This is a genomic window from Sphingobacterium sp. UBA5670, from assembly GCF_002420705.1.
GTDB lineage: Bacteria > Bacteroidota > Bacteroidia > Sphingobacteriales > Sphingobacteriaceae > Sphingobacterium.
Genome location: NZ_DIIM01000005.1, coordinates 320,912 through 335,143, shown reverse-complemented (window position 1 = coordinate 335,143; position 14,232 = coordinate 320,912). Strand labels below are relative to the sequence as shown.

Genomic DNA, 14,232 nt, shown 5'->3' with positions numbered 1-14,232 from the left:
AAACAATCTGTATTGAATGCAATAAAAAACATCCTCTCCTCTACCTCATATACCAAAGATTTTACATTCAGAAAAGATATTTTACATTTATTAACGATTAAGTAAATTATATTTGAAAGATACAACCCGTACATGAAAAGATTAGTTCAATTAATACTTTTACTATTTATCATTATCAACAGTGCTTACTCCCAAATAAACATCAAAGGGAGGATTCTAGATAAAGCAGATGATAAACCGCTTACCAATGCTTCAATTATTTTATTGAATCGCGATTCAGTTCTCCGTTATTTTAACCGAGCCAACGAGGAGGGAAAGTTCCAGGTAAAAAATATCAAACCGGGAAGCTACATTATTTTGGCCACTTATCCCAAGTTTGAACTCTATAGTGATACCATCCAAATCGCAGACAAAGATCTCGACTTACATGATATTAAAATCAATTCTCAAAAAAATGTCCTGCAGGAGGTAATTGTTACCCGTCGTCTTCCAATTACACTGAAAGGTGACACCATAGAATATGATGCAGCGAGTTTTGCAACAGAAAAGAATGCCAAGTTAGAAGATTTACTACGTCGTCTTCCCGGTTTCACGGTTACCGGCGATGGAAGTATCACGGCCCAAGGAAAATCCGTACAGAAAGTGTTTATCGATGGGGAAGAATTTTTTGGTTATGATCCCAAAATAGCCATTCGAAATGTACGGGCAGATGCCGTTGACAAGGTGCAGCTCTATGAGAAAAAATCCGAGGAAGCGGAGCTGTCAGGCATCGATGATGGCGTAAGGATCCAAACCGTTAACGTAGTCCTTAAGGAGAAAGCCAGAAAGGGTATCTTTGGGAACATGGAGGCATTGGCGGGATCCAAAGGATTGTATGCTGGAAATCTCTTTGCAGCCAAATTCAATAAGACTGAGCGCATTGGCATCACGGGCAGTCACAATAACATGGGCAGTTCAAGTGGTCGTGAAGGTTCTTTACGAATGAACAACCAAATTACAGGCGAACCATTGAATACAAACCTTGGTGCTAACTATGAAAATCAGTTCTTCAAAAAGGCCCTAAAGGTAAACGCCAACTATGGTTATGACAACAACAGCAACAAGAACCACTCAGAGACTTACAATAAAAATGTGCTACCTGACCAATCCATTCAGGAAAAAAACAGTAAAAACGATAGCGAGAGACATAGCCGAAGTAATGGTCTCAGGTCGAACCTCAGCATGCGGCTGGATTCCACACAAAATATGGAACTCCAATCGAATGCCAACTGGGCAAGCAACACGAGTCAAACGTATACAGACAGCAAAACAGGCGATGATTCGGGAAATCCGATCAGCGACTTTAGGGAAAACAATCAATCGAACTCTTCAAGCTCGAACAGTAATTTTCGCTTAAATTATAGAAAACGGTTAAAAGCGGGACGTTCTTTAAACCTGATGGTCGGCAACAATCACAAAGAATCAGATTCAGAAAGTAAAGTCAATTCACGAACTTATTTCTACAAAACGGGGGATAGCACAATTATCAACCAAACTCGACATGGCCGGAATAAAGGCAATGACTTCAATTCTTCGATCAACTTCAATAACCGGATCAACGACTATATCAATCTGGCTTTCGGCTACAGCTTTAATCATTCGAAGAATACAAATACCCAAAATTCGATTGACAATATCACACAAAAGTTTGATTCATTATATTCTCAAAACCAGATCGACAATAACACCAATCAGGGTGTTAATGTGCACTTTTCCTATCGCAAAGAAAAGTTGGAGATCAATTTTTCCAACCGTACATTCTACAAGAATCAGAAGTTAAATGATAGTTATAGATCAATCGATCTTGCTCGTAATTTTTGGGACAACAATTTAAATGTTGATGCCAATTACCGTATTTCAAATAGTAGAAATATACGTTTAGCCTATCAAAGTTCCAATATCATTCCATCGTTTGACCAGCTACAACCACTACAGCCCCAGACCAATCCTTTATTTCAACAAGTTGGTAATCCCGACCTAAAACGCGCGGTGAACAATAATATTTCGGCCAATTATAATGCATTCAGTTTATTGAAAGGAACAAATATTAATATCAACGGGAACTTGTCATTTGTTAACAATCCTATTGTCAACAAAACAACCATACTTGACAATTCGGCTCAAATCAGTTCTTATGAAAACCTATCGGGTAAATCCAACTGGAATGGCGGTCTGAATATCAATCATATGCAGCCATTGGCCAATCGACGTATCAATTTTAACAAAAGTGCAAACGTTAGATTTAACAACAGCTACAGCTACACCAAATTTGAAGGCGGACAATCCGGCGGCGAGTTTCTGCTCAACAATGCAAAAAACACCAACTTTGGCCTAGGTTCAAGCTTAAATGAGCAAGATTCAGAAGGATTTGATTTCGACCTTTCCGCAAATGCCGGCTTTAATATCCAGCAAAATTCGATCAACACGCAATACGACGCAACAAGTTTTCAAGGTGGGACCTCGGCCTATGTCAAATACTTTCTACCGAAGAAGTTTAATATCATGGCAAACATATTCTATAGCTATGCAGGCCCCACGAAACTCTATAAGAAATCAATCAATCAATTTTATACCAATATCGAATTGGAGAAAAAAGTACTGAAGGATGAGAGCATGACACTCAGCTTAAAGGCCTTTGACCTTTTCAACACTTTTAATAACACACGTCGCAATTCGAGTGACACCAATTACTCCGAATCTGTCCAACAGGTATTGACACAGTATTTTTTGGTGGGTATAAAATGGGATTTTAATAAATATTTAGGAAAAGGAAATGATTAAAAAAATATATTTAGCCATCATCTGCTGCTTGTGTGGTTTATCACTTCAGGCGCAATATGCCTATTTTGGAAGCAGGGGTACGATCAGTTTTGACAAAGTCACCTATACGAAAGCCCGCATGCGTCAGCTCTCTAACGAGATGAGCTCGAAAAGGATGGACAGAGGTATGGGAATGTCGGAATATCTCGACAGGATGCCAGATTCGCATACAGAAAAACTAAACTTCTACTTTGATGAGAATGCTACCGTATTGATGCCAGAGGAAAGTACGGGAAGTGAAAAGCAAAATAATGAAGTAAAAATGGCTGCGCCTACAATAACTTCATCCAATGGAAGGGCTGGCAGATCTCCAGGAGCAGGCCGAATCGGGGGAAACCAAAGGGGGCAATTTAGGGGTGGTGGAGCCAACAAAAACGGTAAAGTCCTCTACCAGGATCTGAAAGCTGGTACAGCAGACATCCAGCTTGACATCGACGAAAAATACATTCTTTCGGAAACATTGGACAGCATTACCTGGCGTTTCACCGAGGAATTCCGCAATATTGCCGGAGTAAACTGCCGCAGAGTCAATGGTGCTACCAAAGACTCACTCTATCTGATCGCTTACTATTCGGAAGAAATTCCTGTTTCGGCGGGGCCTGCATTGAGCCATGGTCTCCCCGGCATGATATTGGGTCTTGTCATTCCGGAAATGCATATTCAATATTGGGCTACAAATATCGCCTATACCAATAAACTTGTTCCTGCTGACTGGCGGGATAAGAAATCAAAAAAAATGAAACTTGCTGAATTCTCGGAAATCTTTGGCAGATATATGCCACGCAATCGCCAAAACGAGTCAGCCAAAAAAAGGATATTAGAACAACTGGTGTATTGAAAATGTCAGTTTGGCAGTACCTAAGGACAAATTGATGACAAATAGTGTTTTTTTTACAAAACTTTTGGATTGGCATAAGGGTTGATAATAGACTGATAGAATTTATTTAAGTAAAAAATTAAAATACAAGATATGTCTAAAATTATAGGAATTGACTTAGGTACTACAAACTCATGTGTTGCCGTAATGGAAGGTAACGAGCCTGTAGTAATTACGAACAACGAAGGTAAACGTACGACTCCTTCGATCGTAGCTTTCGTAGAAGGTGGCGAGCGCAAAGTTGGGGACCCAGCAAAGCGTCAAGCAATTACTAACCCACATAAAACTATTTATTCCATCAAACGTTTTATGGGACTTTCATACGATGAAGCTGTAAAAGAAGCTGAACACGTACCTTATAATATCGTTAAAGGTGACAACAATACACCGCGTGTAGAAATTGACGACCGTAAATATACACCACAAGAGATCTCTGCTATGATTCTTCAAAAAATGAAGAAAACTGCTGAGGATTTCTTAGGTCAAGAAGTAACTGAAGCTGTTATTACAGTTCCTGCATATTTCAACGACGCACAACGTCAAGCAACAAAAGAAGCTGGTGAAATCGCTGGTTTATCTGTAAAACGTATCATCAACGAACCTACAGCTGCAGCTTTAGCTTACGGTTTGGACAAAGCACACAAAGACATGAAAATTGTTGTGTTTGACTGTGGTGGTGGTACACATGACGTTTCCGTATTGGAATTAGGTGACGGTGTATTTGAAGTTAAATCTACTGACGGTGATACTCACTTAGGTGGTGATGACTTTGATAACGTAATCATCAACTGGTTGAACGAAGAATTCAAAAGCGAAAACAATGGCTTTGACTTGAAAAAAGACCCAATGGCATTGCAACGCTTAAAAGAAGCTGCTGAGAAAGCGAAAATCGAACTATCAAGCGCAACTTCTACTGAAATCAACTTGCCATATATTACTGCTGATGCAACTGGTCCCAAACACTTAGTTCGTTCATTATCACGTGCTAAATTTGAGGCTTTGGCAGCTGACTTGATCAAGAGAACAATTGCTCCTTGTGAGTCTGCATTGAAAAATGCTGGTTTCAGCAAATCTGATATTGACGAAATTATCTTAGTAGGTGGTTCTACTCGTATCCCTGCAATCGTTGACGCTGTAAAAGCATTCTTCGGAAAAGAGCCTTCTAAAGGTGTAAATCCGGATGAAGTTGTCGCTTTAGGTGCTGCTATCCAAGGTGGTGTATTGACAGGTGAAGTAAAAGACGTTTTATTATTGGATGTTACTCCGCTTTCATTAGGTATTGAGACAATGGGTGGTGTGATGACTAAATTGATCGAAGCAAATACAACAATTCCAACTAAAAAATCGGAAACGTTCTCTACTGCTTCAGACAATCAGCCATCTGTAGAAATTCACATCCTACAAGGTGAGCGTCCTATGGCAAACCAAAACCGTACTATCGGCCGTTTCCATTTGAACGATATTCCACCAGCTCCTCGTGGCGTTCCTCAAATCGAAGTTACTTTTGATATTGATGCCAATGGTATTATCAAAGTATCTGCGAAAGATAAAGCTACTGGAAAAGAACAAAACATCCGTATCGAAGCATCTTCAGGTTTGTCTGACGACGAAATCAAACGCATGAAAGAAGAAGCTGAAGCAAATGCTGATGCCGACAAAAAAATGAAAGAAGAAGCTGACAAAGTGAATGCAGCTGACGCTTTAATCTTCTCAACTGAAAAACAATTGAAAGAATATGGCGATAAAATTTCAGCAGATAAAAAGGCGCCAATTGAAGCTGGCTTAACAAAATTAAAAGCTGCTTACGAAGCGAAAAACTTTGCTGATATCGATGCTGCTTCTGAAGAATTGCAAAATGCATGGAATGCTGCTTCTGAAGAAATGTATGCTGCTTCTCAAGGTGGTGCACAACAACCTCAAGGTGATGCAGGTCAGGCTCAAGGTGGAAACCAAGGTGGTGATGACGTAACTGACGTAGATTACGAAGAAGTGAAGTAATCACTCCTCCTCATAAAAAAAGCTCCGGGATTAATCCTGGAGCTTTTTTTATGTCTATTATTTTCACTATCTCACTTCACATTCAACGAGATCTTTCTTATGGATTTCTAGCTACTTCTTATAATGGCTTAATATTCCCTTGTCCAATGTCGCCCATATTCCCGCTGGCATAGCCGCCTTCTTGAGCGCATTATTTGTCCAGGTATTGCAGGAATAAAACATGCTATAGGCACCTTTTGCCTCATAAAAGGCATCTGAGTCACCATACTGTGCGTCAGTTTTCACCAAAATAGTTTCCGCTTGATTTCGATCTAGCGAATCTTCTATGTACTTTATCAGATCTCGATATTGTGACCTGCTGATCTGGTAAGCAAAACATAATTCATCTTGCTGAACCGTATTGTAATAGGTCACGTGAACCGCAGACTCCCCCAATCCAAAGGCTGCCACAAAGGCTGTCGATGCTTTCAGGTCCTTCCATTCAGGCGTATCCAAATAGAACCCTTTATCACCCCAACCGATACCTACATAACGATATCCACTATGTTTTCCAACTGTATTCGCATAAGGAAATAGCACAGACCAATCCATGTCTTCGTTAACGACAGGCAATACAATATCGGTGTGAACACCATTGGACTGAACAAAAACCTCTATCGTTTTCTCTTCATCTATTTTCTTCTTTGGAGCCGAAATTCTTGACAGGCTGTATTCAGCTACAATATAGAGCACACAAAAAGACAACAATCCTAAAATAATATAACCAAACACTTTAAGAATTTTTTTCATCTAAGATCTATTTCCGCTCATTCATCTAGCATACAGGGCAAAAAAAACCTGTATTGCTGGCAATACAGGTGAAAGATAAGCTATTTCTTTTAGCTCTTAAAATAACTTTTCCGGATAGACTCCATCTGCAACCAATTTTGAAATTGATTCTTGTACGATAGGTTTATCTTCTTTATATGTTACACCAAACCATTTCGATGAAGTTGGGATTACTTTGAAATCTGCCAATTTATGTTTCACCATATAATCAGGTACCGAAGGAATAAAGAATTCCGCTTTCAAATTTTCTTTATTTTCCTCAACAAATGCAGGGAACATCGCCTGAGCTACTTCGAAAACCTTTGGTGTAAAACCCCAAAAGTTCATTGAAACACGGGTTTTAGGGTCAAGATCTGTCTCCACCCCATTTTCTTCATAAACGATTTTACGATCATCACCCTCGCCTTTGTAGTATATATTTGTACGCTCCGTTACACTTTCCATGTGTCCGGAAGGGGTAACTTCACATACACCGCGTGAAACGTAGCCATAATCAGACATGGTATTTCCAACCTGAAAGCCCATTAACGACATTTGCTGGTCAGAAACCTCCGTAGTTAAGAATTCGGCCATTTTTTGAAAAGAATCCGATCCGTAGAAATCGTCTGCATTGATCACACAAAAAGGTCCATTTACTTTATCCTTAGCGCTCATTACCGCATGTGCTGTACCCCAAGGTTTAGTTCTTTCAATAACGTGGCTGACACCAAATTTCGTCAGGTCAAAATCTTGAAAAGCGTAATCTACTTCTATTTTACCTTTCAATTTTTCGTCAAATACTGTTTTCATTTTTTCCAGAAATTCCTCCCGGATAATGAATACAACTTTTCCAAATCCTGCGCGAATGGCATCGTAAATTGAATAGTCAATAATTGTCTCGCCGTGTGGGCCAAAACCATCTACTTGTTTTAAAGAACCATACCGGCTAGCCATTCCTGCTGCCAAAATCAAAAGGGTTGGTTTACTCATATTTAAATTGCGTTAATAGAATTTTCTTTTCGTCCGCAAACTTAGCTAAATTTGCCCTCAAAAGCAAATCTAGCTAAGTTCAGCCTTACCTCCAAAGGTATAGTATTGAAACGAAAAGAATCAAAAAATTATTGTTATTTCTTTTTTAAGAATGCGTTTAATAGGCCTGTTGCCAATTTGCCCAAAAACTTAACGCCTTCTCTTGCTAAAGTCGTTGTAGCGGTCCGTTGTGCCGCTTCCAAAGGTGTCTGTCTCCTCGAGCTAGGCCGGCTTGCTTTCTCCGCTTCTTTTTCCTGAGCCGCGCGTTGCTGTTCCTGCGCTGCAGTCTGCATTCTTTCATCTATGATCTCAGCCGCAGAACGATTTTCTTGTCGCTCCTGGTATTTTGCTCGCAAATCAGACTGGTTGATAATTTGGCTCACCGTCGCATCATCAGCCGGCCCCATCACGGCACGTGCTGGCACCAGATGTGTCGCAACAACTTCTGTAGGAATACCTTTATCATTCAATACGGTAATTAATGCCTGCCCCGTCCCTAAAGAAGTCAAAACCTGATCAATTTCATAAAAATCAGATTTTGGATAGGTTTTTACAGTCTTCTTCAGATTTTCGGCATCGTTGGGCGTAAAAGCCCGCAACGCATGTTGCACCCGATTCCCCAATTGGGCCAATACAGACTCCGGCACATCGGTTGGAGACTGCGTACAAAAGAAAACACCGATCCCTTTAGACCGAATAAGGCGAATGATTTGATCTACTTGTGTCAAAAAGGCTTTAGGGGCCCCATTGAACAGAAGATGGGCTTCATCAAAGAAAAAGACCAGCTTAGGTTTGTCCAAGTCACCCACTTCAGGCATATTTTTAAACAGCTGTGCCAACAAGCTCAATAAGAATGTAGAATAAAGCACCGGCTGATCTTGTACATCAGAAATATTCAATAGGCTAATCACCCCCTTTCCATCTACCTTTTGAAACAGATCGTTGATATCAAACTCTTTCTCGCCAAAGATATGCGCCAGGCCTTGTTGTTCCAATGCGACGATCTTACGCAGAATGGTTCCCGAGCTTGCCGAACTAATCTTACCATAATCAGCTTTGATTTCTTCGCTGCCGGGCCCTTCGGAAAGGTAGGTAAGCAGTTTCTTCGTATCTGAGAAATCGATCAACGGCATCTGGTGATCCTGTGCATATTTGAACATCGCGGCTAATACCCCAGTCTGTGTTTCATTGAGTTCGAGGATCCGGCCAAGCAAGACCGGCCCAAAATCTTCTACGGTAATCCGCATCGGAATTCCCTTATTTCCAGACAATGAATACAGTTCTACCGGAAACGACGATGGCTCAAACGGTACCCCCACAGCATTTCCTCGATCAATAAGTGCTTGGTTGGTCACCCCCGGCACTGCCAAACCTGACAGGTCTCCCTTGACATCGAGCATAAATACAGGTACTGAGGCATCCGACAACCGCTCAGCGATCAATTGCAGCGTCCGGGTTTTACCAGTTCCTGTCGCCCCGGCAATAAGTCCGTGACGGTTCATCATCTTCAAGGCTAAATTCACTTTTGCATCAGCCAAAATTTCGCCGTTAAGCATCCCCGCCCCCAAATAGATAAATGCTCCCTTGGGATTATAGGAAGCTTGGACCTTCTCAATAAATTGTTCTTTATTTGCCATATGAAAGGCTTAATATTTATAAATCAATAAAAATTGAAAACTTTTCAAAAAATAATCTCTTCGTCACAATTTCGTGCCAAATTTTATTTTTAGTGCACTATTAATTTGAATTTAACATAGAATTACTATTTTTACGATGTAAAACAGTAAGATTAAAGGTACTAAAAAATGTTAAATAAGCAGTTTAGATTTGTAGCAGCATTCCTTTGTGCTATCATCTTTTTCACAAAGATGGCCATCTCTATTTCGCCTATTTTTTCCAACAGTTTAGATCAAAGCACAATCTTACAGGTCGTTTTACAACTGGAAATAGAGAACAATAACGGCGCAAGTAATGATACACTTGAGACCGCCTCAAAATTTTTCAATACAAAAACAGAAGAACCTATTGTATTTGAAACTATTCTCGTTGAGAACCAAGGAAAACAGAAGAATTATCTTAAAAATGAGAAAAGCATTTTAGCTTTCCATCCTACGGTTCCAACACCGCCTCCTAACTGTTCATAAAGGCATCCTTGAAGGGATGTCCTTCCATCGACCTGCATGCGAAAGAGAAAGCATGTGCGGTATCCTTGATTTTTCTGAAGTAATCTATCTGCTCTGGCATGATCGAATTTTATCGTTGGCTTTTACGCAGCATGACGCATTTTTCAATGCTGCATATAAAACGATATACACGATACAATGACACAGTAAGTTAAAGGTTGCCTGATGAAAACTTTTTTTACAGATAAACACAAATTTTATGTTTGGAACTCGTACGTCGGCTTTTCTAAAATTATCGAAAAGGGACTTAAAATATGACTTCCCTGCTAGTGTTGTGGTGTTTTTGGTGGCACTTCCATTATGTTTGGGAATTGCAATGGCCTCCGGTGCGCCATTGTTTGCAGGATTATTGACTGGTGTAATTGGTGGAATCGTTGTCGCTTCAATCAGTAAATCACCACTCAGTGTAAGTGGGCCAGCTGCAGGTCTCACCGTTATTGTCTTAGGTGCTATTCAAAGCCTGGGCGCATATGAAACCTTTCTACTTGCCGTCGTGATCGCTGGTGTAGTACAGGTCATTCTTGGTATATTAAAAGCCGGGATGATCGGCAATTATTTCCCTTCAGCGGTCATTGTAGGTATGCTTGCCGCGATCGGCATCACAATTATCATGAAGCAGATTCCTTTGGCATTGGGCTTAGTGGAAACACATGCCTTCGAAATGGACAATGGACATGGTATTGGCGCTTATTTTGATACGATCGCCTCTGCGATCAACTTTGGTGCATTGATCATCTGTGCACTATCATTGGCCATTCTAATCTTCTGGCCATCTATTCCAAAGCTTAATAAGGTTCCGGCCCCTTTGGTTGTCGTGATTCTGGGCGTAAGCTTAGCTTATTTTTTCAACGGCTCAGCGCTCCAATTGCATGATAAACAATTTGTTTTGGTCCCTATTGTAGGTTCTTTTGCTGAATTCACAGGATTATTTACCCTACCGGACTTCACACAGATTGTCAACAAAGATGTGTGGATAGCTGCATTTACAATTGCAATTATTGCAAGTCTAGAAACCTTATTGAGTATCGAGGCGGTTGATAAAATAGACCCTTACAAAAGAAATACGCCAACCAACCGTGAACTCGTTGCACAAGGAATCGGTAATATGACCAGTGGACTTCTAGGCGGTCTACCATTGACATCCGTTATCGTACGCTCATCAGCAAACGTCAATGCAGGTGGAAAAACGAGACAGTCTGCTATCATGCATGGTATGTGGCTATTGGTCGCTATGCTCGCTATCCCAACAATGCTGAATATGATTCCTTTGGCCTGTTTAGCGGCTATCCTTCTCCATACAGGGTATAAATTGGCTAAACCAAGTCTATTCACCTCAATGTACAAAAAAGGCTTAGATCAATTTATCCCATTTTTTGTCACCATTGTAGCGATCGTGTTTACCGACCTCCTTATGGGTGTAGGAATAGGTATTGTCGTGGCGACATTCTATATTTTGAGAGCAAATATGAAAAATGCTTTCAAATATAATGTTGAAAAAGACAATGAAGAAGATAAGGCTGTCATTACATTAGCGGAGGAAGTATCCTTTTTGAACAAGGTTCCGATCCAACAGAAATTATACAGCTTACCAAAATCTATCAGTAAGATCCGCATTGATGGAACATTCAGTAAATTTATAGACAAGGATGTTATCGAAGTCATCAAGGATTTTGAGCAGAACGCGAGAAGTAAGGGAAAAGACATCGAGCTTTTGCAGGTTGTCTATAAAAAACCATCCTCATAAGGGAAAGGTTTTCGCCGTATCTCGTAAGACATTATCTTCCATCGTTCTACCAGCAACCCTTGGTTGAAACAAGAGGAAGGATTATTGAACATCAAGAACAGATTTTCAATAAAAAATAAGTTGTTTGAAGTAAACAATGAATTTAGACATTTGTATTAGTATAATAAAATCGAAACGATGCCTTTGGGCAAGAGTGAAATAAGAAGAATATGGAAAATAAAGATTTAAAAATAGGATTTGACAATATCATTAAAGGAAATAAAGAGTGGATGGAATTCGTAAAGAATGACGCTACAGGACGCTTCCAACAACTTGCTAAAGGTCAAAATCCGGAAATTCTTTGGATCGGTTGTGCAGATAGCCGTGTACCCGCAAATGAATTGACAGGTACAAAGCCGGGGGAAGTTTTCGTTCACCGTAATATTGCCAACATGGTCATTCACTCGGATATGAGTATGCTTTCCGTATTAGACTATGCCGTGAATGTGCTGAAAGTAAAACATGTGATTATCGCTGGTCACTATGGCTGCGGTGGTGTTGCAGCTTCTTTAAGCCGTAAGCAGTATGGTATTATCGACAACTGGTTGGGCCATATCAAGGATGTCTATCGCTTACATAGCGCAGAAATCGATGCGATCCAGGAACATGATAAAAAAGTAAATCGCTTAATCGAGCTCAACGTACAAGAACAGGTTTTCAATCTTTGTGCGACGTCGATTATCCAAAACGCATGGAAAGAGCGTAATGATCTTGCAGTACATGGCATGATTATCAATATCGGCACGGGAGAATTGATTGATCAACACTGTACCTTTACCAATAATGATGAACTAGGTGAAGTCTTCGCTTATAAATAGAGTAGTAATAAAAATCGGTAAAAAGGGACGAAGTTTCGTCCCTTTTTTATTTCATATCCCAACGTTATTAAGTCTCTCCATTCTTACCGATACAGCTAGCACATTCGATCGCTCATACTAAGCCGAATATCTACGATCTCCTAGCTAATATTTCACGGCGAATAATTAACTTTGTATTATGAGTGAAGAAAAATCATTAAATTTTATCGAGGAAATTGTCGAAGAGGATCTTCGTACAGGGAAGCATGGCGGACGTGTATTGACACGTTTTCCTCCTGAGCCAAATGGTTACCTCCACATTGGTCACGCCAAATCAATCTGCTTGAATTTTGGATTAGCACAGCAGTATAATGGCAAGACTAATCTACGTTTTGATGACACTAACCCTGTCACTGAGGACACTGAGTATGTTGAAAGTATCAAGAAAGATATTCAATGGCTTGGATTCCAGTGGGCAGAGGAATTATATACTTCAGATTATTTTGAGACATTATACAGTTATGCAGTTGAGCTAATCAAAAAAGGTTTAGCTTATGTTGACGATAGCACAGCTGAAGAAATCGCGGCAGCAAAAGGTACCCCAACAGAACCGGGTGTTCCAACTCCCTATCGCGATCGGTCTATTGAGGAAAATCTAACCTTATTCGCAGCTATGCGTGCCGGTAAATATCAAGATGGTGAAAAAGTGCTACGTGCAAAGATTGATTTAGCTAGCCCGAATATGCATTTGCGTGATCCTTTGTTATACCGTATCAAACATGCGCATCACCACAGAACAGGGAATCAATGGTGTATCTACCCAATGTATGATTTTGCGCATGGACAATCAGATTCTATTGAGAAAATTACACATTCGATCTGTACGCTGGAATTTATTCCACACCGTCCACTTTATGATTGGTGTATTGATAAACTGGAGATTTTCCCTTCCAAACAATACGAATTTGCACGTTTGAATATGACTTATACCGTCATGAGTAAACGAAAATTGCTTCAATTGGTCAATGATAAGTTTGTTGAAAGCTGGGACGACCCGCGTATGCCTACGATCTCAGGATTGCGCAGAAGAGGGTATACACCTGCGAGTATCCGCAACTTCTGTGAAAAAATCGGTGTTCAAAAACGTGAAAACATGATCGATGTCAGTCTTTTGGAATTTTGTATCCGTGAGGATCTCAACAAAACGGCATGGCGTAGAATGGCTGTTCTTGATCCAATCAAATTGGTGATCACAAACTATCCTGATGGTCAGGTAGAGGATCTTGTTGGCGAGAACAATCCAGAAGTCGAAGGTGGTGAAGGTTCACGCTCCATTCCATTTTCAAAGGAGCTCTGGATAGAGCGTGATGATTTTATGGAAGATGCACCAAAAAAATTCTTCCGTTTAGGCCCTGGGCTTTCTGTACGTTTGAAACATGCTTACATCGTCACCTGTCATGATTTTGTGAAAGATGAAAATGGCCATGTAACGGAAGTTCATTGTACGTATGTTCCAAACTCAAAATCAGGAGAAGACACTTCGGGATTAAAAGTAAAAGGAACAATCCATTGGATCTCGGTTCCACATGCAAAAGAGGCCGAAGTGAGATTGTACGACAGGTTGTTCAATGATGAAAATCCTGCTGCTGCCGAAGATTTTAAAGCATCGATCAATCCTGAAAGCCTACATATTATTGAACGTGCTTACATTGAACCGGATCTTGCAAATGCAACCCCGGGGAAAGGATATCAATTTATACGATTGGGGTATTTTACCTTAGATACACATTCAACTCCAACTCATTTAGTCTTTAACCGTACGGTTACATTAAAAGACTCTTGGGGTAAGGAAGTAAAGAAAAACGCGTAAAACCTTAACTTATAAAATAGAACAGGTCG

Annotated in this window: 10 protein-coding genes; 7 read left to right on the top strand and 3 right to left on the bottom strand. The window is 40.2% G+C overall.

Annotation, left to right across the window (positions count from 1 at the left end; genetic code table 11):
* The first annotated feature begins 132 nt into the window (after window positions 1–132).
* The 3 genes from B3C94_RS06905 (at window position 133) to dnaK (ending at window position 5,734) form a co-directional block, all read left to right on the top strand.
* Window positions 133–2,820: a TonB-dependent receptor gene (locus B3C94_RS06905; protein ID WP_293901017.1), complete on the top strand. Its 2,688-nt coding sequence runs from the start codon at window positions 133–135 to the stop codon at window positions 2,818–2,820.
* Window positions 2,813–3,697, top strand: coding sequence for a GLPGLI family protein (locus B3C94_RS06900; protein ID WP_293901014.1), 885 nt, complete (start codon window positions 2,813–2,815; stop codon window positions 3,695–3,697). Before B3C94_RS06905 ends, B3C94_RS06900 begins: the two co-directional genes overlap by 8 nt.
* A gap of 132 nt (window positions 3,698–3,829) precedes the next feature.
* The gene (gene dnaK, locus B3C94_RS06895) at window positions 3,830–5,734 is read left to right on the top strand and encodes a molecular chaperone DnaK (RefSeq protein ID WP_120335073.1); all 1,905 of its coding nucleotides are present in this window, start codon (window positions 3,830–3,832) and stop codon (window positions 5,732–5,734) included.
* Between the two features lie 111 nt (window positions 5,735–5,845).
* Here dnaK and B3C94_RS06890 read toward each other — a convergent pair whose 3' ends face one another.
* The 3 genes from B3C94_RS06890 to B3C94_RS06880 form a co-directional block, all read right to left on the bottom strand.
* Window positions 5,846–6,523 carry a TIGR02117 family protein gene (locus B3C94_RS06890; protein ID WP_293901009.1) on the bottom strand — a complete coding sequence of 226 codons (678 nt, stop codon included), beginning with the start codon at window positions 6,521–6,523 and terminating at the stop codon, window positions 5,846–5,848.
* A gap of 96 nt (window positions 6,524–6,619) precedes the next feature.
* Complete coding sequence (locus tag B3C94_RS06885) at window positions 6,620–7,531, bottom strand: sugar phosphate nucleotidyltransferase (protein ID WP_293901006.1); 912 nt, start codon at window positions 7,529–7,531, stop codon at window positions 6,620–6,622.
* Window positions 7,532–7,665: 134 nt separating this feature from the next.
* Window positions 7,666–9,207, bottom strand: coding sequence for a helicase HerA-like domain-containing protein (locus B3C94_RS06880; RefSeq protein ID WP_293901003.1), 1,542 nt, complete (start codon window positions 9,205–9,207; stop codon window positions 7,666–7,668).
* Window positions 9,208–9,375: 168 nt separating this feature from the next.
* Between B3C94_RS06880 and B3C94_RS06875 the strand changes: the two genes are divergently transcribed.
* The 4 genes from B3C94_RS06875 (at window position 9,376) to B3C94_RS06860 (ending at window position 14,203) form a co-directional block, all read left to right on the top strand.
* Window positions 9,376–9,714 (top strand): hypothetical protein, encoded by a 339-nt coding sequence (locus tag B3C94_RS06875; RefSeq protein WP_293901000.1) that lies wholly within the window; start codon window positions 9,376–9,378, stop codon window positions 9,712–9,714.
* A 238-nt stretch (window positions 9,715–9,952) separates the two neighbouring features.
* Window positions 9,953–11,497 (top strand): SulP family inorganic anion transporter, encoded by a 1,545-nt coding sequence (locus B3C94_RS06870; RefSeq protein WP_120335077.1) that lies wholly within the window; start codon window positions 9,953–9,955, stop codon window positions 11,495–11,497.
* Between the two features lie 209 nt (window positions 11,498–11,706).
* Window positions 11,707–12,354 (top strand): carbonic anhydrase, encoded by a 648-nt coding sequence (locus B3C94_RS06865; RefSeq protein WP_075994442.1) that lies wholly within the window; start codon window positions 11,707–11,709, stop codon window positions 12,352–12,354.
* Between the two features lie 178 nt (window positions 12,355–12,532).
* Window positions 12,533–14,203 (top strand): glutamine--tRNA ligase/YqeY domain fusion protein, encoded by a 1,671-nt coding sequence (locus B3C94_RS06860; protein ID WP_293900990.1) that lies wholly within the window; start codon window positions 12,533–12,535, stop codon window positions 14,201–14,203.
* The last annotated feature ends 29 nt before the right edge of the window (window positions 14,204–14,232 follow it).